Annotated in this window: 15 protein-coding genes, 1 tRNA gene and 2 pseudogenes; 11 read left to right on the forward strand and 7 right to left on the reverse strand. The window is 70.8% G+C overall.

What is annotated here, in order from left to right; translation table 11 throughout:
• Window positions 1–2: 2 nt before the first annotated feature.
• From mfd to ACZ39I_RS24110, 3 genes are all read right to left on the reverse strand, one after another.
• Window positions 3–3,533, reverse strand: a complete 3,531-nt coding sequence (mfd, locus tag ACZ39I_RS24100) for a transcription-repair coupling factor (RefSeq protein ID WP_467246353.1) — start codon at window positions 3,531–3,533, stop codon at window positions 3–5.
• A 298-nt stretch (window positions 3,534–3,831) separates the two neighbouring features.
• Window positions 3,832–6,411 carry an ABC transporter permease gene (locus ACZ39I_RS24105; RefSeq protein ID WP_467246355.1) on the reverse strand — a complete coding sequence of 860 codons (2,580 nt, stop codon included), beginning with the start codon at window positions 6,409–6,411 and terminating at the stop codon, window positions 3,832–3,834.
• A complete protein-coding gene (locus ACZ39I_RS24110) occupies window positions 6,408–7,196 on the reverse strand; it encodes an ABC transporter ATP-binding protein (RefSeq protein ID WP_280851046.1) in 789 nt (262 codons plus the stop codon). The genes ACZ39I_RS24105 and ACZ39I_RS24110 overlap by 4 nt, the downstream gene beginning before the upstream one ends.
• A 424-nt stretch (window positions 7,197–7,620) precedes the next feature.
• Between ACZ39I_RS24110 and ACZ39I_RS24115 the strand changes: the two are divergent.
• The 3 genes and pseudogenes from ACZ39I_RS24115 to ACZ39I_RS24125 all read left to right on the forward strand — a co-directional run bounded on the left by ACZ39I_RS24115 (window position 7,621) and on the right by ACZ39I_RS24125 (window position 11,358).
• Window positions 7,621–9,135: pseudogene (locus ACZ39I_RS24115) on the forward strand (MFS transporter).
• 211 nt (window positions 9,136–9,346) lie between these two features.
• Window positions 9,347–9,754, forward strand: coding sequence for a DUF485 domain-containing protein (locus ACZ39I_RS24120; protein WP_403653923.1), 408 nt, complete (start codon window positions 9,347–9,349; stop codon window positions 9,752–9,754).
• Window positions 9,751–11,358 (forward strand): sodium/solute symporter, encoded by a 1,608-nt coding sequence (locus tag ACZ39I_RS24125; RefSeq protein WP_467246357.1) that lies wholly within the window; start codon window positions 9,751–9,753, stop codon window positions 11,356–11,358. The genes ACZ39I_RS24120 and ACZ39I_RS24125 overlap by 4 nt, the downstream gene beginning before the upstream one ends.
• A 238-nt stretch (window positions 11,359–11,596) precedes the next feature.
• Here ACZ39I_RS24125 and ACZ39I_RS24130 read toward each other — a convergent pair whose 3' ends face one another.
• From ACZ39I_RS24130 to ACZ39I_RS24140, 3 genes are all read right to left on the reverse strand, one after another.
• Window positions 11,597–12,484: a cellulose-binding protein gene (locus ACZ39I_RS24130; RefSeq protein ID WP_467246359.1), complete on the reverse strand. Its 888-nt coding sequence runs from the start codon at window positions 12,482–12,484 to the stop codon at window positions 11,597–11,599.
• Between the two features lie 243 nt (window positions 12,485–12,727).
• Entirely contained in the window at window positions 12,728–15,265 is a 2,538-nt protein-coding gene (locus tag ACZ39I_RS24135; protein ID WP_467246361.1) for an SUKH-4 family immunity protein, read from the reverse strand.
• Window positions 15,266–15,274: 9 nt separating this feature from the next.
• Entirely contained in the window at window positions 15,275–16,270 is a 996-nt protein-coding gene (locus tag ACZ39I_RS24140; RefSeq protein WP_467246363.1) for an SMI1/KNR4 family protein, read from the reverse strand.
• Between the two features lie 322 nt (window positions 16,271–16,592).
• On the opposite strand from ACZ39I_RS24140, the gene ACZ39I_RS24145 reads away from it, so the two are divergent.
• Together ACZ39I_RS24145 and ACZ39I_RS24150 are read left to right on the forward strand one after the other, a co-directional pair.
• A complete protein-coding gene (locus ACZ39I_RS24145) occupies window positions 16,593–17,165 on the forward strand; it encodes a YwqJ-related putative deaminase (RefSeq protein WP_467246365.1) in 573 nt (190 codons plus the stop codon).
• A gap of 91 nt (window positions 17,166–17,256) precedes the next feature.
• Window positions 17,257–17,751 carry an SUKH-3 domain-containing protein gene (locus ACZ39I_RS24150; protein WP_467246367.1) on the forward strand — a complete coding sequence of 165 codons (495 nt, stop codon included), beginning with the start codon at window positions 17,257–17,259 and terminating at the stop codon, window positions 17,749–17,751.
• A 10-nt stretch (window positions 17,752–17,761) separates the two neighbouring features.
• Here ACZ39I_RS24150 and ACZ39I_RS24155 read toward each other — a convergent pair whose 3' ends face one another.
• Window positions 17,762–19,069 (reverse strand): sensor histidine kinase, encoded by a 1,308-nt coding sequence (locus ACZ39I_RS24155; RefSeq protein ID WP_467246369.1) that lies wholly within the window; start codon window positions 19,067–19,069, stop codon window positions 17,762–17,764.
• A gap of 167 nt (window positions 19,070–19,236) precedes the next feature.
• Between ACZ39I_RS24155 and ACZ39I_RS24160 the strand changes: the two are divergent.
• The 6 genes and pseudogenes from ACZ39I_RS24160 (at window position 19,237) to pth (ending at window position 24,287) form a co-directional block, all read left to right on the forward strand.
• Window positions 19,237–20,088: pseudogene (locus ACZ39I_RS24160) on the forward strand (hypothetical protein).
• 23 nt (window positions 20,089–20,111) lie between these two features.
• Window positions 20,112–20,183, forward strand: a tRNA-Gln gene (locus ACZ39I_RS24165).
• 126 nt (window positions 20,184–20,309) lie between these two features.
• Window positions 20,310–21,758, forward strand: a complete 1,449-nt coding sequence (gene glmU, locus ACZ39I_RS24170) for a bifunctional UDP-N-acetylglucosamine diphosphorylase/glucosamine-1-phosphate N-acetyltransferase GlmU (protein ID WP_467246371.1) — start codon at window positions 20,310–20,312, stop codon at window positions 21,756–21,758.
• 75 nt (window positions 21,759–21,833) lie between these two features.
• Window positions 21,834–22,814: a ribose-phosphate diphosphokinase gene (locus ACZ39I_RS24175; protein ID WP_467246373.1), complete on the forward strand. Its 981-nt coding sequence runs from the start codon at window positions 21,834–21,836 to the stop codon at window positions 22,812–22,814.
• 183 nt (window positions 22,815–22,997) lie between these two features.
• Window positions 22,998–23,582, forward strand: a complete 585-nt coding sequence (locus tag ACZ39I_RS24180; protein ID WP_467246375.1) for a 50S ribosomal protein L25/general stress protein Ctc — start codon at window positions 22,998–23,000, stop codon at window positions 23,580–23,582.
• Window positions 23,583–23,684: 102 nt separating this feature from the next.
• Window positions 23,685–24,287 (forward strand): aminoacyl-tRNA hydrolase, encoded by a 603-nt coding sequence (gene pth, locus ACZ39I_RS24185; protein ID WP_352388310.1) that lies wholly within the window; start codon window positions 23,685–23,687, stop codon window positions 24,285–24,287.
• The last annotated feature ends 29 nt before the right edge of the window (window positions 24,288–24,316 follow it).

Raw genomic sequence — 24,316 nt, forward strand, 5'->3', positions numbered from 1 at the left:
CGTCAAGACCCCAGAATCGACGTGAGGAACTCCCCCACCCACCCCAGCAACTCCCGCCCGACCAGCGGCTTTCCGCCGACCTTCGCGGTCTTCGGGCGCGGTACCAGCACCTGGTGCGCGGCCGGCTTGATGACGGTGCCCGGGTAGAGCCGCTTGAGCCGCAGTTCCTGGGACTCCCGCAACTCCACCGGCGCGAAGCGGATGTTGGTGCCCTGGAGGACGATCTCGCCGACGCCACACGCGCGTGCCAGCATCCGAAGGCCCGCCACCAGCAGCAGGTTCTCCACCGGCTCGGGCAACTTGCCGTAGCGGTCGACGAGTTCCTCGCGTACGGCCTTGACGTCCTCCTCGGTGTTCACCGAGGCGATCGCGCGGTAGGCCTGCAGGCGCAGCCGCTCGCCCGGCGCGTAGTCGTGCGGGACGTGCGCGTCGACCGGGAGCTCGATCTTGACCTCCAGCGGCGGCTCCTCCTCCACACCGCCCTCCAGCGAGGCCCGGTAGTCCGCGACGGCCTCGCCGACCATGCGGACGTACAGGTCGAAGCCGACGCCCGCGATGTGCCCGGACTGCTCGCCGCCGAGGAGGTTGCCCGCGCCGCGGATCTCGAGGTCCTTCATCGCGACGTACATGCCCGCGCCCATCTCGGTGTGCTGGGCGATCGTCGCGAGGCGTTCGTGTGCCGTCTCCGTCAGCGGCTTCTCCGGCGGGTACAGGAAGTAGGCGTAACCGCGCTCGCGGCCACGCCCGACCCGGCCGCGCAGCTGGTGCAGCTGGGACAGGCCGAAGTTGTCGCCGCGCTCCACGATCAGTGTGTTCGCGTTGGAGATGTCGATGCCCGACTCGACGATCGTGGTCGACACCAGCACGTCGAACTTCTTCTCCCAGAAGTCGACGACGACCTGCTCCAGTGCCTGCTCCGACATCTGGCCGTGCGCGGTCGCGATGCGTGCCTCGGGGACGATCTCGCGCAGCCGCGCGGCCGCCCGGTCGATCGACTCGACCCGGTTGTGGATGTAGAAGACCTGGCCCTCGCGCAGCAGTTCACGGCGGATGGCCGCGCCGATCTGCTTCTCCTCGTACGGCCCGACGAAGGTGAGCACCGGGTGGCGCTCCTCCGGGGGCGTGGTGATCGTCGACATCTCGCGGATGCCGGTGACCGCCATCTCCAACGTCCTGGGGATCGGGGTGGCGGACATGGTCAGCACGTCGACGTTGGCGCGGAGCTTCTTCAGCTGCTCCTTGTGCTCGACGCCGAAGCGCTGCTCCTCGTCGACGATGACCAGGCCGAGGTCCTTGAACTTGGTCTCCGAGGAGAACAGCCGGTGGGTGCCGATGACGACGTCCACCGAGCCCTCGCGCAGCCCCTCCAGGGTGGCCTTCGCCTCGGTGTCGGTCTGGAAGCGGCTGAGCGCCTTCACGACCACGGGGAACTGCGAGTACCGCTCGCTGAACGTCCCGAAGTGCTGCTGCACCAGCAGCGTGGTCGGCACCAGCACCGCGACCTGCTTGCCGTCCTGGACGGCCTTGAAGGCGGCCCGGACCGCGATCTCCGTCTTGCCGTAGCCGACGTCGCCGCAGACCAGGCGGTCCATGGGGACCGACTTCTCCATGTCCTCCTTGACCTCGGCGATGGTGGTGAGCTGGTCGGGCGTCTCCGCGTACGGGAAGGCGTCCTCCAGCTCGCGCTGCCACGGGGTGTCCGGGCCGAAGGTGTACCCGGGGGCCGCCATGCGCGCGCTGTACAGCTTGATCAGGTCGGCGGCGATCTCCTTGACGGCCTTCTTCGCGCGTGCCTTGGTCTTGGTCCAGTCGGCGCCGCCGAGCCGGTGCAGCGTGGGGGACTCGCCGCCGACGTACTTGGTGATCTGCTCCAGCTGGTCGGTGGGGATGTAGAGCCGGTCGCCGGGCTGGCCGCGCTTGGCGGGGGCGTACTCGACGACGAGGTACTCGCGTGTGGCGCCCTGCACGGTCCGCTGGACCATCTCGATGTAGCGGCCGACGCCGTGCTGTTCGTGGACGATGTAGTCGCCCGCTTCCAGGGTGAGCGGGTCGATCGTCTTGCGGCGCCGGGCGGGCATCCGGGCGCCGTCCTTGCCGGCCGCCTTCTGCCCGGTCAGGTCGGTCTCCGTCAGGACGGCGAGTCTGAGCGCCGGGTCGACGAAGCCGTACTCGATGGAACCGCACGCCACGTGGACGACGGACGGGCTCAGGGATGCGAGCTCCGCGTCGAGGCGGGCCGCGATGCCCTCGCCGCCCAGCACCTCGACGGTACGGGCCGCGGGGCCGTGCGCCTCGGTCACGAAGACCGCGCGCCAGCCGTCGGCGAGCCAGCCCTTGGTGTCGGCGAGCGCCTTGGCGGTGTCGCCGCGGTAGGTCTCGGGCGCGTGCATGCCGAGCTTGAGGGTGTCCGCCTCCAGTTCGAGGTCCGCGGCGAACGGCGACACCGACCACCACATCATGTCCAGCTCGCGCGCGCGGTCGCGGACGTCGGCGATGGACCACAGGGAGGCCGCGCCGACGTCGATGGGTGCCTCGCCGCCGCCCGCGGTGGCCGCCCAGGATGCCTGGAGGAACTCCTGCGAGGTGGCCACGAGGTCGGACGCACGCGTGCGGACCCGCTCCGGATCGCAGACGACGGCCATGGAGCCCTTGGGCAGGACGTCGATCAGCAGCTCCATGTCGTCGACGAGGACCGGAGCCAGGGACTCCATGCCCTCCACGGCGATCCCCTCTGCGATCCTGCCGAGCAGGTCGCCGAGCTCCGGGTGCTCCTCGGCGAGGGCACGCGCACGTGCGCGTACGTCGTCCGTCAGGAGCAGTTCGCGGCAGGGCGGGGCCCACAGGCCGTGATCGGCGACCTCCAGGGAGCGCTGGTCGGCGACCTTGAAGTAGCGGATCTCCTCGACGTCGTCGCCCCAGAACTCCACGCGCAGGGGGTGTTCCTCGGTGGGCGGGAAGACGTCGAGGATGCCGCCTCGTACGGCGAACTCGCCCCGCTTCTCGACGAGCTCCACGCGCGCGTACGCGGCGGCGGCGAGGGCCTCCACGATCGCGTTCAGGTCGGCGGTCTGGCCGGTGCGCAGGGCCACCGGTTCCAGGTCGCCGAGGCCCTTGACCTGCGGCTGGAGCACGGAGCGTACGGGCGCGACGACCACGGAGACCGGGCCGGTCTCGGGGTCGTCGGGGCGGGGGTGGGACAGGCGCCGCAGGACGGCCAGACGGCGGCCGACGGTGTCGGAGCGGGGGCTGAGGCGCTCGTGCGGGAGGGTCTCCCAGGACGGGTACTCCACGACCCCTTCCGAGGGGAGCAGGGAGCGCAGGGCGGCGGCCAGGTCCTCCGCCTCGCGGCCCGTCGCCGTCACCGCGAGCACCGGCCGGCCGGCCTCACGCGCGAGTGCGGCGATCGCGAAGGGGCGGGCCGCCGGGGGGCCGACCAGGTCGACGTGCATGCGGTTGCCGTCCTGGGCCGCCGTGATCGCTTCCGCGAGGGCGGGATCCTTGACGACGGCGTCGAGCAGACCGTGCAGGCTCATTCGGGGCGGCTTTCGTCCGGGGGTTTTCGGGGGGTGGGCAACGCGAAGGGCCCGACACAACAAGGGCCGGGGGGTCTCCAGCCTACGACGGCGTCGGCCCCGCCGTCGGAGCCTGTGGACAACCCTGCCCCGCCCGCGAGTGCCCTGTGGACAACTCCGTCTCACCCCCGGGTGCCCGGTGGACGGCGAAGAACCCGCGAGCTGCTCCCCGGGGACCGCAAAGAACCCGGCGCCGAGAAGTCCCCCGTGACTTCTCGGCGCCGGGCGTTCCCCCGTGTTCCCCCGTCCCCAGGGGTGGCTACTCGGTCGCGATGGCGTTCAGGACGTTCATCCGGCCCGCCCGGAACGCCGGGACGAGGGCGGCGAACAGGCCCACGAAGGCCGAGCCGACGAAGACCCCGATGATCGTCGGCCAGGGGATGTCCAGGACCTTCAGGCCCTCCAGGGCGAGGAGCTTCTGGGCGGTGGCGCCCCAGCCCATGCCCAGACCCAGCCCCAGCAGTGCACCGAAGAGGGCGATCACCACCGACTCCATGCGGATCATCCGCCGCAGCTGGCGCCGCGAGAGGCCGATCGCCCGCATGAGGCCGATCTCCCGGGTCCGCTCGACCACCGAGAGCGCCAGGGTGTTCACCACACCCAGGATGGCGACGATGATCGCGAGGGCCAGCAGGCCGTAGATCATGTTCAGGAGCTGGCCGATCTGGTCCTTGAACGCTTCCTTGTAGTCGGTCTGGTCGCGCACGGTGTACTGCGGGTACTCGTGCAGCGCCGACTTCAGGGACTTGTACGCGGCGTCCTGCTGCCCGTCCTTGGCGTTGGCGAAGACCAACTGGTCGAGCGGCATCTTGTCGGCCGGCACGTACTTGGCGAGCGTGGCGATCGAGATGTACTTCGAGCCGGCGTCGATGACGACGTCGCTGCTGGTGATCGCCCGGACCGTCAGCTCGGCGGTCGCGCCGCCCTTGAAGGCGACCTTGATCTTCGAGCCCAGGTGGATGCCGTGCGCCTTGGCGAACTTCTCGTGCACGGACATCGAGTCGGGCCTGTAGGCGTCGGCGAGGTCGCCCGCCACCGTCTTGGTCTGCAGGTCGGTCGCGTACGTCGGGTCGGCCGCCGTGATGTCGGTGTCCTTGAGCGTCTTGCCGTCGGGGGTCGTGTAGTCGGCCTCCGTGGTCCTGTACTCGGTGACGTGCGCCAGGCCCGGGGTGTCCTTCACGGCCTTGACCGCGGCCGGGGTGACCAGCTGTCCGCTGTCGGACTGGATGATGAAGTCGGTGCCGACCGTCTTGTCGAGCTCGTCCGTCGCCGAGGCGACCATGGACGAGCCGACGACCGCCAGACAGGCGACCAGCGCGAGGCCGATCATCAGGGCGGCGCCCGTGGCACCGGTACGGCGCGGGTTGCGCAGGGCGTTGCGCTCGGCCAGGCGGCCGATCGGGCCGAACATCCTGAGGACGATCGTGCCCAGGACGCGCACCACGACACCCGCGAGGAGCGGTCCGATGACGACGAAGCCGATCAGGGAGAACACCACGCCGAGGCCCAGCCAGGCGGAGCCCTCCTTGGCCTTGTCGGCGGTGGCGGCCAGGTAGAGCAGGCCTGCACCGGCGCCGGTCAGCACCGTGCCCAGCAGGGCCCGCACGCGGCCCGCCTTGGCGTCGGCCGGGGCGCCCGCGTCGCGCAGCGCTGCCATGGGCGAGACCTTGCCCGCGCGGCGGGCCGGCAGCCAGGCGGCGAGGACGGTGACGACCACGCCGAGCAGCAGGCCGACCACCGGGGTCGTCCAGGCGATGGTCAGGTCACTGGTCGACAGGTGGATGCCCAGGGAGCCCATGAGCTTCATCAGCCCGACCGCGAGGCCGACGCCCGCACCGACCCCGAGCACCGATCCGAACACGCCCAGCAGGAGCGCCTCGACCAGCACGGACCGGTTGACCTGTCCGCGGGAGGAGCCGACGGCCCGCATCAGTCCGATCTCCCTCGTCCGCTGCGCGACCAGCATCGAGAAGGTGTTGATGATCAGGAAGATGCCGACGAGGAAGGCGATCCCGGCGAAGCCGAGCATCGCGTACTTCATGACGTTCATGAAGCCCTCGACGTCCTTCTGGTTGGCGTCGGCGGTCTCCTTGGCCGTCTGCACCTTGTAGGTGCCGCCGAGTTCGGCGGCGACGTTCTTCTTGAGCTGTGCGTCGGTGACCCCGGACGCGGCCGTGACGTTGACGTTCGTGAAGACGTTCGACTCGCCGACGAGCGTCTTCTGGGCGGTCTCGGTGTCCAGGTAGAAGATCGCCGCACCGGGGTTGGTGACCTCGAACTCGGCGACGCCGGAGATCTTCGCGGTGTGCGTGCCGACCGCGCTGATCACACCGATCTCGTCACCGAGCTTCAGGTGGTGCTTGTCGACGGTGTCCTTGTCGACCATGACCTGGCCGGAGTTCTTCGGCGCCGTACCCGAGGTGATCTCCATGGTGCGGGCGTCGTTGCGGTTCCAGTTGCCGACGATGGTCGGGCCGCCGCCGGACGGCGAGAGGCTGTCCTTGTCGGCGTCCACGACGGTCACCGAGGTCGAGAAGACGGTCCCCTCCGCCGTCTGCACGCCCTGCGCCTGGCGCACCTTGCCGAGCACGGAGGCCGGCATGACCGGCGGCTTGCCGTTGTCCGAGGTGGTCTCGCCGCTGTCGGAGGCGCCCTTGGCGCTCACCGTCACGTCCGAGGACGTGGCCGCGAAGAGCTTGTCGAAGGTGGTGTTCATGGTGTCGGTGAACACCAGCGTCCCGCAGACGAAGGCGACCGACAGCAGGACCGCCACGGCCGACAGGGCCATGCGTCCCTTGTGCGCGAAGAAGTTGCGCATGGAGGTCTTCATGACGGTCATGACGTGCGCCCCCGGGCGTCGAAGTCCTTCATGCGGTCCAGGACTGCCTCCGCGGTCGGCTTGTGCATCTCGTCGACGATCCGGCCGTCGGCGAGGTACAGCACACGGTCCGCATACGAGGCGGCCACCGGGTCGTGCGTGACCATCACGATGGTCTGCCCGAGCTCGTCGACGGAACGGCGCAGGAAGCCCAGTACCTCGGCACCCGCGCGCGAGTCGAGGTTTCCGGTCGGCTCGTCACCGAAGATGATCTCGGGACGCGCGGCCAGGGCGCGGGCCACGGCGACCCGCTGCTGCTGTCCGCCGGAGAGCTGGGTGGGCCGGTGCTTGAGCCGGTCCGAGAGCCCCACGGTGTCGACGACCCGCGCGAGCCACTGCTTGTCCGGCTTGCGCCCGGCGATGTCCATGGGCAGCGTGATGTTCTCGAGCGCGTTGAGCGTCGGAAGCAGGTTGAAGGCCTGGAAGATGAACCCCACCCGGTCCCGGCGCAGTTGGGTGAGCTTCTTGTCCTTCAGACCGGTGATCTCGGTGTCGTCGAGGTGGATCTGACCGCTCGTCACGGTGTCGAGTCCGGCGAGGCAGTGCATGAGGGTGGACTTGCCGGACCCCGAGGGGCCCATGATCGCGGTGAACTGTCCGCGAGCGATGTCCACGTCCACATGGTCCAGGGCGACGACCCGGGTCTCCCCGGACCCGTACGCCTTGACGACCTGCCGCGCCCGCGCGGCAACGGCCGTACGCCCTCCAGTGCCCCCGTGCCTGGTGATGGTTACAGCCGATGTCACGGTAAGTCTCCTATATCGGTCAGCCAATGAGCCGCCGGGGCCGCCCGGCGTTCGGTAAGTACTGGTGCCTGCTTGGGTACGGCGTTCAGTCTGGTGCCGCGAGGCGGTGCGGCGCCCTGGTGCTCAGCACCCTCTTCTACGGGGGAAAACCCCACCCCCCGTCGATCCGGTCGCCCCTCCCCCACCGCTCCCCAGCGGCGTAAAGCCAGGTTAAGGACGGACCATGGCCCTTCTCCTCCTCCGGCGGTACGAACCCTCCCCCAGCCCTAGTACGGAGGTACCCCTAGGGGCAGTCCACCGCTGGGTGGAGGCGATCCAGGGGACGGCTCCACCCTCCTGCCCACCGAGACTGCACCCTGCCGCCACGTGAGGGGCAAGTGGGAGAGTGGTCGCCGGCAGATAGATGCAGGGGGAAGGAATCCGCGTGGGCGACACGAAGCCGGCGATACGGGAGCTCGCGCGGCACGTCTCCACGAACCGGCGCGGGGCCGTCGTGGCCGCCCTGATGCTCGCGATGGCGCTCGCGGCCCTGGACGCCACCATCGTCTCCACGGCGGTCCCGCAGATCGTCGGCGACCTGGGCGGCTTCTCGGTCTTCTCCTGGCTGTTCTCCGGCTATCTGCTGGCTGTGACGGTGACGCTGCCGGTGTACGGCAAGCTGTCCGACACCTTCGGGCGCAAGCCGGTGCTGATCGCGGGCTCGGCGCTGTTCCTGCTTGGCTCGCTGCTGTGCGCGGTGGCGTGGAACATGGGGGCGCTGATCGCGTTCCGGATCGTGCAGGGGCTCGGTGGCGGGGCCCTGCAGGGCACGGTCCAGACGCTCGCCGCCGATCTGTACCCGCTGGAGCAGCGCCCGAAGATCCAGGCCAAGCTGTCCACGGTGTGGGCGGTGGCGGCGGTCGCGGGGCCGGGGATCGGCGGAGTGCTCGCGGCGTACGCGGACTGGCGGTGGATCTTCCTGGTCAACCTGCCGATCGGCGCGGTCGCGCTGTGGCTGGTCGCCCGTCACCTGCACGAGCCGCAGCGCTCCTCCCGCGGAACGAGGGCCACGCGTACGCGTGTCGACTGGGCAGGCGCGCTCGCGGTGTTCGCGTGCGGGGGCGTGCTGCTGACGGCGCTCGTGCAGGGCGGGGTGGCCTGGCCGTGGCTGTCGTGGCCGTCACTGGGCCTGTTCGGCACGGGACTCGCCCTGGTGGCCGCCGTGGTCCTGATCGAACGCCGGGGGCCGAGCCGATCATCCCCGGGTGGGTCTGGCGCCGCCGCACGATCGCCGCGGTGAACCTGGCACTGGGCGCCCTGGGACTCCTCATGGTGGCCCCCACGGTCTTCCTGCCGACCTACGCCCAGTCGGTGCTCGGCCTCGCCCCGGTCGCCGCCGGATTCGTGCTGTCCGTATGGACGTTGAGCTGGCCGGTGTCGGCGGCCCTGAGCCAGCACGTCTACCGGCGCATCGGCTTCCGCAACACGGCGATGCTGGGCATCGGTACGGCGGCCCTGATCCTGTTCGCCTTCCCCTTCCTCCCGTACCCGGGCGCGGCCTGGCAGCCGACCCTGCTGATGCTGCTCCTGGGCGGTGCGCTGGGCCTGTTCCAACTCCCCCTGATCGTCGGGGTCCAGTCGACGGTCGGCTGGGCGGAACGCGGCACGACGACGGCCTCCGTCCTCTTCTGCCGCCAGACCGGCCAGACGGTGGGCGCGGTGGTCTTCGGACGCGGTCGCGAACGGCGTCCTGGCGAGTCGCCTGGGCGGCGCGAGCGACCTCGACTCCGTCACGCGCGCGTTGGACGCCGGTACGGCCCCGGAGGCCACCCACGCGGCCATCGCGGACGCGGTGCACGCGGTGTACGTGGGCGCGGGATGTGCGGCGGCCCTGGCGTTCGCGGTGCTGCTGGTGCTGGCGCCGCGGCGGTTCCCGGTGCTCGAGGAGCACCCGGCGTAAGGGACCGAGCACGCTGCGGTGAGATCAAAAGTCTGAGTTAACGGGGGTAACACCGCAGGTCAGAGAAGTAAGCGCATACCGACCGATCAGTTTGTCGAAGGGGCTGTGCAACTCCGGACCGCCGAGTAACGTGCGGGGCTCCGCTCCCCCGTCCACCCCCCAACTCCCTGCGGTCCGCCGCGTCGGACCCGAGCCTCGCAAGGAGCACCGGGTGTCTTACGACCCGTCACAGCCGTACCCCACCTATCCCTGGCAGCCCCCCGCCCCGCCGCCCGAACCGGCCCGGCACCGCCCCAGCCACCGCGATCCGCTCGGCCACCACAGCGACCTGCGGATCCTGCGCAGCGCCTACCGCTGGCAGCGGCGCACCGCCACGCTCACCGCGCTCGGCTACTTCACGCTCTTCCTGGTGCTGTCCGCGTACGCGCCGTCCTTCATGGCGAGCAGCGTCACCGACGGACTGCCCACAGGACTGCTCCTCGCCCTGCTCCAACTGCCCGTCACCTGGCTGGCGATCGCCGTGTACGAGCACACCGCGCGCCGCTACGTCGACCCGCTCGCGGACCGCATCCGCAAGCAGTCCGAGGTGGACGCCCGGCGAGGGGCGGCGGCGCGATGACCGGCTTCAGCGACTCCGCGCAGGCGATGAGCCTGGTGGCGTTCTCCGCCGTTGCCACCATCACCCTCCTGTTGTGCGTGATGACCGGCCCGGACGGCGACGACCTCGACGAGTTCTACACCGGCTACAGCTCCCTGTCCGCCCTGCGCAACGGCCTCGCCATCGCGGGCGACTACATCTCCGCCGCGACCGTCCTCGGTACGGGCGGCGTGATCGCCCTGTGCGGCTACGACGGCATCGTCCTCGCGCTGAGCACGGTCCTGTCGCTGATGCTGCTGATGTTCCTGCTGGCCGAACCCCTGCGCAACGCGGGCCGGTTCACGATGGGCGACGCGCTCGCGCGCCGGATGCCGGGACGTGCGGTACGTGTCGCCGCGTGCGTGGTCACCCTCGCCGCGCTGCTGCCGCTGATGCTGGTGCAGCTCGCCGGTGCCGGCCAACTGCTGGCGTTCATCCTCGGGTTCTCCGGCGACTCGCTGAAGACGGGCTTCATCATCGGCCTCGGCATTCTGATGATCAGCTACGCGGCCATCGGCGGCATGAAGGGCACCGCCCTCATCCAGATCCTGAAGATCATCATGCTCCTCGGCTCGGGCGCCGTGATCGCCGTACTCGTCATGCACCGGTTCGACTGGAACCCCGCGGCGCTGTTCGACACGGCGGCCCGGCAGAGCGGGGTGGGGCCGGACTACCTGCGCTCGGGGCTGGAGTTCGCGGGTGGGCCGTACCCGCGCCTCGACATGATCATCTCGCAGCTCGCGGTCGTCATCGGCGGGGCGTGCCTGCCGCACGTCACCATGCGCATGTACACCGCGTCCAGCGCCCGTCAGGTGCGCCGTTCGATGTCGTGGGCGGTGTCGTCGGTGGCCGTGTTCGTCCTGGTCATCACGGTCGTCGGGGTCGGGGCGACGGCGATGATCGGACGTACGGTGATCGCGGAGGCGGATCCGCAGGGCAACACGGCGTATCTGCTGGGCTCCCGGGCGGTGTTCGGGCCCGAGGTGTCGACCGGAGAGACGTTTCTCTTCACGACGGTCACCACGGCGCTCTTCCTCACCCTGCTCGCGTCCGTCGCCGGCATGATCCTCGCCTGTGCCAACTCCCTCGCGCACGACGTGTTCGCGGCGCGGCCACGGTCGATGCCGGCGCACCGCGAGATTCTGCTGGCCCGGGTGTCCGCGCTGGCGGTCGGCGTCCCCACGATCTTCCTGGCGACGCTCATCCAGCACCGCAGTCTGCAGCCGCTGGTGATCCTGTCCTTCTGCGTCGGGGCGTCCGCGCTGGCGCCGGCGCTCGTGTACAGCCTGTTCTGGCGGCGCTACACGCGAACGGGGCTGCTGTGCACGCTGATCGGCGGCACGGTGACGGTGCTCCTGCTGATGCCCGGCACGAATCTCGTCTCCGGGTCACCTGTGTCCGCGTTCCCCGAGGCCGACTTCAACTGGCTGCCGTTCACGACGACGGGGCTGGTGTCGATTCCGGCGGGGTTCTTGTTCGGGTGGCTGGGGACGGTCGCCTCGGGGCGGCGGAAGGCGGAGGAGCAGCGGCGGCAGTACGAGGCGGTGGAGGGGTGGATCTTGGCGGGGGCTGTGCGGAGGGGGTGAGTTGGGGGGGCGTTGAGTGTCGGGTGCGGGTCGGTGGGGGCTGGTCGCGCAGTTCCCCGCGCCCCTGGGTGGGTGCGGGTGAACGGTGTCGGGTCTGCGCCGCCGACCCTGGATGGGGGCGGGTGGCCGGCGTCGGGGCTGCGCTGTCGGCCCCGGGTGGGGGCGGATGGCCGGCGTCGGGTCTGCGCCGTCGGCCTGACTGGCTCGGTGCCGCGGACAGTTGTTCCCGGCCCGGCTGTCACTCCGTTGCCGCTCTTCCCGTGAGGGCCGTCAGGCTGCTGCGTACGTGGTCCATCTGTGCCTGCATCTCGTCCCAGCGCTCCGCGTGCTTCCGCAGTACCCGTTCCGTCTCGCCGGCGATCCGCTCCTCCTGGGCCCGCGCCTCCGCGAGGATCTCCGCCGCACGCGCGCGTGCGTCCTCCTCGCACCGGCCCAGCGATGCCTCCGCCTCCGCGAACTCCCGCCGCGCGTCCGACAGCGCCGCCTCCGCCCGCGCCACCCGTTCGGAGTCCCGCGCGTCCGCCTCGGCCACCCGCTTCTCCTCGGCTCGCTCCACCTCGGCCCACCGCTCCGCCTGCTCCTTGGCCTGCTCGGCGAGCATCGCGATGGTGCGCTGGCGTACGTCGCGCAACGCGGCGAGCGCCTCTCCGCGCCCCTGTTTCACCTCACGCCGGGCGGTGACACGGATCTCGTCGGCCTCGGCGCGCGCAACGAGCAGCCTCTGACGAGCGCGTTCGTCGGCCTCGGCGAGCACGGCATCGGCATGCGCCTGTGCGGCATTCAGTAGGCCGTCGGCGTGCGCCCGCGCCTCGTCCGTGAGGCGCCGCGCCTCCTGCCGCCCCCTCTCCCGAACGGCCGCGGCCTCCTCCTGCCCCAGCTCGAAGAGGCGCCGCGCCCCCTCGCCGAGGGCCTCGTACGCCTGCGGGGCCAGCGTCGCCACGACCTCCCGCATCCGCACCGCCTCGGCCTCCATCTCCCGGGCGAGCACGGTGAGCCGAGCGGCCCGTTCCCAGGCGGCGTCACGGTCCCGGGACAGGGCGGCGGCGTACGCGTCGACCTGTTCGGGGCGGTAGCCGCGCCCCCGTACGGCCACGAACCCCGGGGGCGACACCGGTGCGCTGCTCATCCTGGAACCCCTCTCCACCGACCACGCAAACGGACGCGAAATGATGATTTCGCGCACATCTTGATGTATCGGACGGAAATGTTCATAACGCGACACTCCGCAGAAAGACCCCGGGGCACGAGGTCGACACGAGGTCGACACGGGGGGGCGTCGCGTCATCGGATGCGCGCGCAAAAGGGCCGGACCCGGTCGCACGACCGGGTCCGGCCCTCCACGCGCGCGTGGCTCAGCGGCGGCGGGGCGTCACAGCAGCCCGTCCCACATCTGTTCGAGCAGCACCGACCACCAGCTCTCCGGTGAACCCAGCGCCGCCGGATCGAGCGAGGCCAACTGGGCCTGGAAGTCGACGGTCCAGCGGCCCGCCTGCTCCTGGTTCAGGCCGAAGCGAAGCCGCCACATCCGGCCGAGCAGTGCCAGACAGCGCTGGAACTCGGGCAGGCCCGTGTTCACGAACTGCGGCGGTACGGGCGCACCGCCCGGCCCGGACTCCACGGGTACGGCGACGATGTTGGCCGTGCCGTACTGCACACAGATCGCCTTGCCGAAGTCGCTGCCCATGACGAGGTACGAGCCCGCGTCGGAGGCCGGCCGCACCCCGCGCTCGGCCGCCAGCTCGGCCAGCGTCGGCACCGGCCGCCCCGGCTGGGCCTGCGCCCAGAAGAACGGGCCCATGTCCAGCGGCAGCCCCGCCACGACCAGCGAGTGCGCGACGACCGGCGGCACGCCCTGGCGGTCCACCGCGACCTGCTCGAACCGGAAGATCCCCGGCCCGAAAGCCCCGGCCAGCTCCTGCGCCACACCCTCCGGCGGGATCGGCGGCGCGGCCTGCACGGGCGGCAACGGCGCGCGCACCGGCGCGGGACGGGCGGGGCCGTCCGCCACCTGGTGCAACTCCCCCTGGTGTACCAGCAGTTGCTGCATGCCCTGCTGACGGCTCGCGTGATCCATGCCGTACGGGGCGATGCTCGCGATCCGCGCCTGCGGCCACTGTTCGCGGATCATCCGCGCGCAGTACGCCCCCGGGAGCTCGCAGGACTCCAACTCGGTGTGGAGCTCCAGCACTTGGTCCGGGGGGACGTTCATGCCGCGCAGCTCGTGGAAGATCTGCCACTCCGGGTGCGGCGTCCCCGGCGCCGACCGCCGGATCAACTGCTGCTCCGACCCGTCCTGCGCACGGTACCGAAGGACGGCCTGGTACCCGGGCCCGACGGTGGGCTGCGACTGCTGGGGGTAGCCGTAGGCCGGCGGCGGAGCGGGGGCGGGGGGCACGGGAGCGGGGTGGCCCGGTGTGGGCTGCCCGGCTGCGGGGTGACCCGGCATCGGCCGGCCCGGCGGAGGCACCGGGCCCGGGGACGGTACGGCACCCGGAGGCGGGGGCGGCATCGCGCCGGGCGGCATCGGCTGCGGAGCACCTGGAGCGGCGCCGGGGACTCCGGGGGCAGCGGGAACGCCCGGGGCGCCAGGAGAGCCGGGGGCACCGGGAGAGCCGGGGGCCTGCGGCGGCGGAGGCACGCCGGGGCCGCCGCTCACCGGAGGTGCGGACAGCAGGGTTTCCGCGTGATGCACGGCTCCGGGTCCACCCGGGGTGCCCGGGAACCCCGAAGCACCGGGCCCTCCCGCAGCACCCGGAGCGCTCGGGAACTGTGCTGCACCGTGAGCGCCAGGAGCCTGAGGCCCGCCCGGCCCACCCGACGGCTGCGGAGCACCCGGGAACCCGTACCCACCCGGCGCACCCGGAGTGGGAGCACCAGGGGCCGACGGCGCCCCCGACCCCGAAGGCCCCTCGACACCCGGCGCCGACACGAACTGGGTGGGCACATACCCGCCCCCCGGCGCACCGGGAGGGGGCGGCGTGGGCAAGTTGCCCGGCTGTGCACCGGGCACTCCAGGGGGACCCGGCGGAGGCGGCGGGGTCGGTCCCCCGGCCTGCGCCCCCCGCGAGGGAGGTGCCAACTTGCTGGTGGCGACATCGGCGATGTCCCCGGCACTCGGCGCGGGCCCCGGAGCACCGGGAGCGCCAGGCACACCCTGCGGCTGAGGAGCCCCAGCACCCCCACCAGCCCCCTGCGGGTAGCCGTACGCAGACGACACCCCGGACGACGACCGCCCGCCCCCAGAAATCCGCGCAGTCCTGGAGTCCAAGCCCTCCGACCCCTCGGAGCCCTCAGGGTCCTCCGAGACCTCAGAGATCTCCGACCCCTCCAAGACCGCCGAAGCCTCTTCCTCCGTACCGCTACCGCCGCCACCGTCACCGCTCACCGGCGCCGAGAACACCGTCTCCGGCAACGCCACCGAGAGGTCCTCACCCCCGTTGGTGTCGGTCCCGGTCCACGGCCTGGCCCCGGCAGGCACCTCCGGCGCGGCGCCCGAACCGGCACCCGCTCCCCCGGGCCCGCCGATCCCCAACTTGTCCGCCGCGTCCTGCAACCACTCCGGCGGCGAGAGAAGGAACGACGTCTGATTCAGATCGACCCGGGACGCCGCGGACGCGACCCCCGCGTCCCCGTCGCCATCCCCGGCCTCCCGCCCGTACTCCTCCTCGTACCGGCGGATCACCTCGCCCACCGGCAGCGAGGGCCACAGCGTGGCGTCCCCGCTGTCCCGGGCGATCACCAGCCGCTGCGCGCCCCCGTCCGAACGGGGCCCGTCCGCCCGGTCCTCGGCCCACACCACGAACCCGAGGTCGAACTCCCGTACCCGCACCTCACGGTGCTGGTACGACGGCACGTCCCCGTTGATCCACTCTTCCGCGCGCTCCTGCGCCTGCGCGAACGTCACCATCGCTGAAGCTCACTCCCCCGACACGGAAGAAGACACGGGAACGGAACGGGCGAACCCGCCGTCCACCATCAGGTTCGCCACCGTCTCCAACTCCGGTGGATTACCGGCCAGTCGGGACAGGAACACGTCGAAGTCGGCGCCGCAGGGCAGCAGCAGACGTTCCACGCGCTCGGCCGGCGGCATCGAAGGGTCGACGTCGCGCGCGTCGTCGTAGGCGCAGAACCAGACCGATCCGATGCCCTCGCCCTTCACCTTCACGGCCAGCAGACCGCCCTGGACGAAGCCGACACCGAGGTAGTCCTTCGTCAGGTGGTCCCGCAGGCACTTGTTGACGTACACGAGGTCGTTGACCGCCGCCTCGTCGCGGACCGTGAAGAACGGCTGGTCGACCAGGAGCCCCAGCTCCGCGTCCAGGGCGGTGCCCACCGGGGCCGATCCGCCCGCCGCCTTCAGGAAGGAGCGGTACGCGCCCGGGAGCCGGTAGCCGAGATCCTCCTCGACGCCCTGCACCTGTGACTCCGTCACGGCGAGGGCCGACTTCGGCAGACCGAAGTGCGCCGGCCGCGTCTCCTGCAACGGCCGCGTCCCCCGCTTGTTCTGGTCGACACGTGTCGTCGCGATCCCGCCGTGATGCCGCAGCAGCGCCTTGACCTCGACGGGGACCAGCTCGAGCCGCCGCGAACCCACCACGTGATGCCACGTCCAGCCGTGCGGCGTCGCCACCGCCGGCACCGTGTCCCACAGCTCGTGACCGGTCGCGGCGAGCGCCGCGTTCGCCGAGACGTAGTCCGTCAGCCGCAACTCGTCGACCCCGAAGCCCTCCGGCGGCTCGGCGATCTCCGCGGCGGCACGCGCGTAGGGCGAGAAGTCGGGGTAGCCGTGCTCGTCCACCCGTACCCCTCTGGGGTGACGCGCGGCCCGGACCGGATCCGGAAAGTGCACGACCTGCCCGGCATAGGCCGCGTTCGGCGGCGCGGCTTGTTGCCCGAGCCGACCTGTCGTCATGGCGAAAGCCCCCTGCGGCGCTCTGGTACGACCCGCGGCGCCCCTGGGCAAAGCAGGGCCGCCACGCGCCGTATCGACTGTCTCGTCCGTCTCCACGCGTCAACCGCGCGCATCGCGGCGACCACTTGGATCGCGGTGCCGACAGCCTATGCGGTACGACGACACCGGTCACCGGGCACCGGCCAGGCCCCCTCCGCTTCCGTGACCAGCCGTCACCCCACCGTGACAGCCCGCCCGAACCCGGGCGTGTCGCACGCCCCAGCTTCCCCGCGAGCCACGCCATTTGGCAGTCTGTGACCTCCGGGGGGATGCTCGGGAGGGGATGACGATCATGAACACGACGCAGACGGGACCGGACACAGGACCGCACACGCCCACGACGACCGGCGCGAACGGCGGCCCGCACGCCGGCGCCTACGGCGATCCCCGCATCGGCTGGAGCAGCGCCGAAAGACCCCAGGCGCCCGTGCTCCGGCACCGCCGCGACGGCATACTGCCCACGGTCGCCGCCGCCCTCTCCGTGCGCGGCGCCACCCTCACCTCCACCGCCGCCCGCGGCGACCAGGCCCCACCGCTGCACCCGCTCGTCCAGGACTTCCTCGACACCCTCGGCAGCGACCGGCGCGACCGCTTCACCGGCCGCTGCGCCGAGACCATGCTCATATCCCGGCACATCGCCGCCGCCGACGCCGCCCGCAGCAAGCGCGCCGCCCGCAAGCCGATGACCAACGGCGAGGCCCGCCGCGCCCTCAAGCAGGCCAAACTCACCGCCCGCCGCATCCGCGAGGACGGCGACCCGCTGCACGGCAGCTTCGCCGCCCCCTGCCGCGCCTGCACCGCCCTGAGCGCCCACTTCGGCGTCCGCATCGTCGACCCGACGGCGAACGGCGGCTGACACCCCCCACCGGCACGACCCGTACGACCCGTACGACGGCGCCCCACGCACCCCGGCGCCCACCCATGACCTCGACGAACGCGAAGGGCAGATGCACCCCGACCGCACCGGTACCACCCGCTTCCCCGTCCCCGTCGACGCCGCTCTGCGCGCCGCCGGCTGGCAGCCCGGACGCTGGGACATAAAGCAGGCCGAGATCTGGGCCGACGCCCTGCGCGAGCACACCTCACCGGCCGGACACCGGCACGCCGTGTTCCCGGCCGCCGTCGAGGCCTGGGCCGAGTTCGGCGGACTGCACCTGACCCCCACCGGCCCCGGCCGCCAGGTCGCCCCCGCCCACCTCCACCTCGACCCCCTGCACGGCCTCCACATGGCCCGCACCCTCGCCGACCTCGGCCGCGCCCTCGACACCGAGGTCTGCCCCGTCGGCGCCGAGACCGACACCGAGGCCCTTCTCGCCATCGACACCGAGGGCCGCGTCTACGCCCTCGACCACACCGGCGACTGGTATCTCGGCCCCGACATCGACCAGGCCCTGACCGGCCTCGTCTCCGGCATCGAACCGGCCCGCCTCGTCGCGGGCTGACGCGAGGGGCCTACGCCGCCGGAATCACCGCCGACACCCGGAAACCCCCCGCCTCCGTCGGGCCCGACACGAACACCCCGCCCAGCGCGGAGACCCGCTCCTTCATCCCCACCAGACCGTTGCCCCCCGACGGCAGCCGGGCCGACGCGAGCGACGGCACCTCCGGCGGCGGTTCGTTCTCCACCTGCATCGCGATCTCCGACACCCGGTGCGCCAGCCGTACGTGCGTCTTCGCACCCGCGGCGTGCTTGTGGACGTTGGTCAACGCCTCCTGCACCACCCGGAACGCCGTCTGCTCGATCTGCGCGGCGTACGACCGCACATCACCCTCCACTGACAGATCCACGGCCATCCCCGCCGCGGCCGACTGCCCGATCAGCGTCTCCAGATCGTCCAGGCAGGGCCCGTCGGCCTCGTCCACGACCCGGGTGGCCGCCGCGGCCGCCGCCACACCCACCGCGACGAGCGGCACCGCCGCCCGCTCCTGGCGCCCGAACCCGTCCCCGCTGCGCAGCACCCCGAGCATCTCCCGCAGCTCGGTGAGCGCCTGCCGCCCCATGTCCCCCACCAGCGCGGCGTTCCTGACGGCCTTCTCGGGGTCCTTGCGGGCCACGGCCTGAAGCGCGGCCGCGTGCACCACCATCAGGCTCACCCGGTGCGCGACGACGTCGTGCATCTCGCGGGCGATACGGGTCCGCTCCTCGCCCCGCGCCCACTCGGCCCGCTCCTCGGCCCGCTCGGCGAGCAGCTGGAGCTCCCGCTCCAGGTCGTCGGCCCGCTCCCGCAGGCTCTCCATGAGCCGGCGCCGGGCCCCCACGTACAGCCCGAGCAGCAGCGGCGGCGCGGTCATCCCGATCGCGGTCGTGATCGAGGCGAAGGGGACGAACCAGTCCCCCAGGTCCAGCTCGCCGTGCGCCATGTCCTGCCGCACCCGCACGAACATCACGATCAGCATCCCGACCAGGGACATCCCTGCCAGCGAGCCGATGATCCGGCGCGGCAGCTCGGACGCGGCGAGCGTGTACAGGCCGACGATGCCCATGAGGTAGCCCATCTGGGCGGGTGTGATGGCGATGCCCACCAGCACGACGGCGATAGGCCACTTGCGCCGGACGACCAGCACCGACCCGGCCAGCACCCCGAACACGATCCCCGCGGCCATCGGGATCCCCGCGTCCTCGGCGAACCGGATCCCCTCGAACGCACACTCCACCGCGGACGCGGACGCCAGGCCCACGTCCAGCACCGCACTACGCCACCGTGCCCACCACCACGGCCCCGTCTGAGCCGCGGTGGTGTCTTCCCCCGTCGTGGTCATGCCTCCAGCCTACGTTCGGCGCCCGCAGGTTTTCCGGTGCATTTCGACGACTGGCCTACACCACCTTGAGTGACCGATCGACCACGAAACCGCCCGGTATCCCTCGAACTGCTGAATCGGTCACCGTTCGAGTGCGGAAGATCAGATTCCAGCTGGACGGTATGCGTATGGCACATCCACATGGCAAGTTCGAGGGTCTGCGCGAGCAGGCGGTGGCTCTTCGGCGCCACGGTTACAGCCTTCGACAGATCCGCGACGAACTTCAGGTCCACAACAAGGAGACGCTTCAGCGTCTCGTCGAGGGTGAACCGCCACCGGAATGGACTAAGCGGCCGCGAGCGAAGGACGATCTACGCAAGAGGGCGCGAGAACTACGGACGCTGGGCTGGACCTACAACCAGATCCGGGCGGAGCTGGGGTGCTCGAAGAGTTCGGTGTCGCTTTGGGTGCGGGATCTGCCGACCCCGGAGCCCAAGTGCACACAGGAAGAACAGCGCGCGCGCATGAACGCCGGGCTGACCCGCCTGCGCGACGCATGGGACCAAGAGCGTCAAGCGACCAAGGCAGTTGCAGAAGCGGCCGTCGGTGAGCTGTCGGACCGCTAGCTCTTCTTCGCAGGCGTGGCCCTCTACTGGGCCGAGGGCGCCAAGGACAAGCCGCACCGTCGGACCGAGGTGTTGCAGTTCATCAACAGCGACCCCAACGTGATCACACTCTTTCTGCGCTGGCTCGAGCTCCTCGGAGTGCAACGGGAGCGCCTGACCTTGCGCGTCAGCATTCACGAGACCGCAGATGTCGAGGCCGCCGAGAGGTTCTGGGCCGGCGTCGCCGGTGTCGACACGTCAGCATTCAGCAGAGCGACCCTGAAACGGCACAACCCCCGGACGGTTCGCAAGAACACCGGAGACACCTATCACGGCTGTCTCGTGATTTACGTCCGGCAGAGCGCCGATCTGTACCGTCGCATGGAGGGCACCTGGTACGGCATAGTAGGAGCCGCCACTCGGCAGCCTGACTAGATGTCCGGTTTAGCCGAACTTATTCCCCCGTGGTGTAATTGGCAGCACTGTGGCTTTTGGTGCCATCTGTCCGGGTTCGAGTCCTGGCGGGGGAGCCGCATCTTGTTCGCACCCTGTTCGGGCCCTGACAGCACTGTCAGGGCCCACTCTCATGTCCCCCGAGAAACGCCCCGGTATCCTGCGGATGTCACCCCACCCCCTCCACAGCCGAAGGGCATCCCGTGAGCGCCATTCGCCCGGCAGCCGTCGTTGTTCTCGCAGCGGGTGAGGGCACCCGTATGAAGTCGGCCACACCCAAGGTCCTGCATGAGCTGTGCGGACGGTCCCTCGTGGGTCATGTGCTCGCCGCCGCCCGTGAGTTGGACCCCGAGAACCTCGTCGTGGTCGTGGGGCACGCCCGGGAGAAGGTCACCGCCCACCTCGCCGGCACCGACGCCGACGTACGTACGGCCGTGCAGGCGCAGCAGAACGGCACCGGGCACGCCGTACGGATGGCGTTGGAGGAGCTCGGCGGCCGTGCCGAGGGGACCGTCGTCGTCGTGTGCGGGGACACCCCCCTGCTGACCGGCGAGACCCTCAACGCCCTTGCCGCCACGCACTCCGCGGACGGGAACGCGGTCACCGTGCTGAGCGCCGAGGTGCCGGACGCGACGGGGTACGGGCGGATCGTGCGGGACGAGACCACCGGTGCCGTGACCGAGATCGTCGAGCACAAGGACGCCTCCGAGACGCAGCGGGCGATCCGGGAGATCAACTCCGGAGTCTTCGCCTTCGACGGGCAGTTGCTCGCGGACGCGCTGGGCAAGGTGCGGACCGACAACTCCCAGGGCGAGGAGTACCTGACGGACGTGCTCGGCATTCTGCGCGAGGCCGGACACCGCGTCGGTGCCTGTGTCGCCGCCGATCACCGTGAGATCGCCGGGATCAACAACCGTGTGCAGCTCTCCGAGGCACGGCGGATCCTCAACGACCGGCTGCTGACCCGCGCCATGCTCTCCGGGGTCACCGTCATCGACCCGGCCACCACCTGGGTCGACGTCACCGTCACCTTCGGCCAGGACGCCGTCGTACACCCTGGCACGCAGCTGCACGGCTCGACGCATGTGGGTGAGGGCGCCGAGGTGGGCCCCAACAGCCGGCTGAAGGACACGGTCGTCGAAGCCGGCGCCCGGGTCGACACCACGGTCTCCGACAGCGCCCACATCGGCGCCGGCGCGAGTGTCGGGCCGTACGCCTATCTCCGTCCCGGCACCCGGCTGGGCGCGAAAGGCAAGATCGGGACGTACGTCGAGACGAAGAACGCCTCCATCGGGGAGGGGACGAAGGTCCCGCATCTCTCCTATGTCGGGGACGCGACGATCGGTGAGTACACGAACATCGGTGCCGCGAGCGTGTTCGTGAACTACGACGGTCAGGACAAGCACCACACGACCGTCGGGTCGCACTGCCGTACGGGTTCGGACAACATGTTTGTGGCGCCTGTCACGGTCGGGGACGGTGCGTACACCGCCGCGGGGTCGGTGATCACGAAGGATGTGCCGCCCGGTTCGCTGGCCGTGGCCCGTGGCCAGCAGCGGAATATCGAGGGTTGGGTGGCCCGCAAGCGTCCGGGGAGCGCGGCGGCGCAGGCCGCCGAGGCGGCTTCCCGGGAGGGCTCGAGCGAGGACTGACCGGAAACACGTGCGCCGAAGTCGTCGTACCGTGATAACTGCACACCCAGTTGAAACACCTCTGAGGAGACAGCTGTGACCGGGATCAAGACGACCGGCGAGAAGAAGATGATGTTCTTCTCCGGCCGCGCCCACCCCGAGCTTGCCGAGGAGGTCGCCGAGCAGCTGGGTGTCGGGGTTGTCCCGACCAAGGCCTTCGACTTCGCGAACGGCGAGATCTACGTCCGTTACCAGGAGTCGGCGCGCGGCGCGGACTGCTTCGTGATCCAGAGCCACACGGCTCCGATCAACCAGTGGATCATGGAGCAGCTGATCATGATCGACGCGCTGAAGCGTGCGTCGGCCCGCTCCATCACGGTCATCGTGCCGTTCTACGGTTACGCGCGGCAGGACAAGAAGCACCGTGGCCGTGAACCGATCTCGGCGCGGCTGATCGCGGACCTGATGAAGACGGCGGGTGCGGACCGCCTCCTCACCGTCGATCTGCACACGGACCAGATCCAGGGCTTCTTCGACGGTCCGGTGGACCACCTGTTCGCGCTTCCGCTGCTGGCGGACTACGTGGGCCGCAAGGTCGACCGGAACAAGCTGACGGTCGTGTCCCCGGACGCGGGCCGGGTGCGGGTCGCGGACCGCTGGTGCGACCGGCTGGGTGCGCCGCTGGCGATCGTGCACAAGCGGCGCGACAAGGACGTGGCGAACCAGGTGACGGTCCACGAGGTCGTGGGCGAGGTCAAGGGTCGGGTGTGTGTCCTGGTCGACGACATGATCGACACGGGTGGCACCATCTGCGCCGCCGCGGACGCGCTGTTCGCGCACGGCGCGGAGGACGTCATCGTGACGGCCACCCACGGTGTGCTGTCCGGTCCGGCCGCGGACCGGCTGAAGAACTCCCGGGTGGGCGAGTTCGTGTTCACCAACACCCTGCCGACGCCGGGTGAGCTGGGTGCGGACCTGGACAAGCTGACGGTGCTGTCGATCGCGCCGACGATCGCGAGCGCGGTGCGTGAGGTGTTCGAGGACGGGTCCGTGACCAGCCTCTTCGACGAGCAGTAAGGGTTCTGCAGAAGATCGTTTTGGTGACGGCCTCCCCCTCCGAGTAAGCTGCTGAAGTTGCTCGGCGAGGGAGGCCGTACCTGTTCGCGCAGGTGCCGGCGGTCCGTTATCGACGCGCTCTTCGTAGCAGGCCGATTGTTTGGCCGGGTGACCCCATCCCCAACTGTTCTACGAGGAGTGACCATGGCCGACGTCAAGCTCACCGCCGAGACCCGCACCGAGTTCGGCAAGGGTGCCGCCCGCCGTATCCGCCGTGACAGCAAGGTTCCCGCCGTGGTCTACGGTCACGGTGCCGAGCCGGTGCACATCACGCTGCCGGGCCACGAGCTTCAGCTCGCCCTGCGTACCCCGAACGTCCTGCTCACCCTGGACATCGAGGGCAAGAGCCAGCTGGCGATCCCGAAGGCCGTGCAGCGCGACGCCATCAAGGGCTTCCTCGAGCACGTCGACCTGCTCCTGGTGAACCGCGGCGAGAAGGTCAACGTCGAGGTCTACGTCCACACCGAGGGCGAGCTGGCGCCGGGCGCCTACCTGCTGGAGCACGTGCTCAGCACGCTGAACGTCGAGGCCGAGGCCACGCACATCCCGGAGTCGGTCACCGTCTCCATCGCGGGCCTGGAGGCCGGTGACTCCATCCTCGCCAAGGACATCCCGCTGCCCGAGGGCACCACGCTGCTGACGGACGAGGACGCGGTCGTCCTCCAGATCCTGGCCGCCCAGGCCGAGGAGGCCCCGGCGGAGGGCGAGTCCGAGGCCACCGAGGCCTGATCCTCGCCGCGATACCGGCTGTCGGCCGCCGCTCCCTTGGGGGGCGGCGGTCGGCGCGTATCACGGAGGCCGGGCAGCACGGAGACCGCGTATCAAGGAGACATGGACGTGACGACCGACGCCAACGGGCCCTGGCTCATCGTGGGACTGGGCAATCCGGGACCCGAGTACGCGGGCCATCGGCACAACGTGGGCTTCATGGTGGCCGATCTGCTGGCCGAGCGGGTCGGGGGCCGGTTCAAGCGGGCCGGGAAGGCGCAGGCGCAGGTCGTGGAGGGGCGGATCGGTCCGCCCGGCCCCGCGAACCGGCGGGTGATCCTGGCGAAGCCGATGTCCTTCATGAATGTGTCCGGCGGTCCGGTGAACGCGCTCAAGGACTTCTACAAGGTGCCGGTCGCCAACATCGTGGCGATCCACGACGAGCTGGACATCGGCTACGGCACCCTGCGGCTGAAGCTGGGCGGCGGGGACAACGGTCACAACGGGCTGAAGTCGATGACGAAGGCGTTCGGGTCGGAGTACCACCGGGTGCGGTTCGGGATCGGGCGCCCGCCGGGCCGTATGGAGGTCGCGGACTTCGTGCTGAAGGACTTCTCGTCGAGCGAGCGCAAGGAGCTCGGCTACTTCGTGGACCGCGCGGCCGACGCGGTGGAGGCTCTGGTGATCGAGGGGCTCGAGCGGGCGCAGAGCACGTACAACTCCTAGCCCGAATTGACTTGCGTAATCCCATGGCC

The organism is Streptomyces sp. NPDC024687 (genome assembly GCF_055559055.1).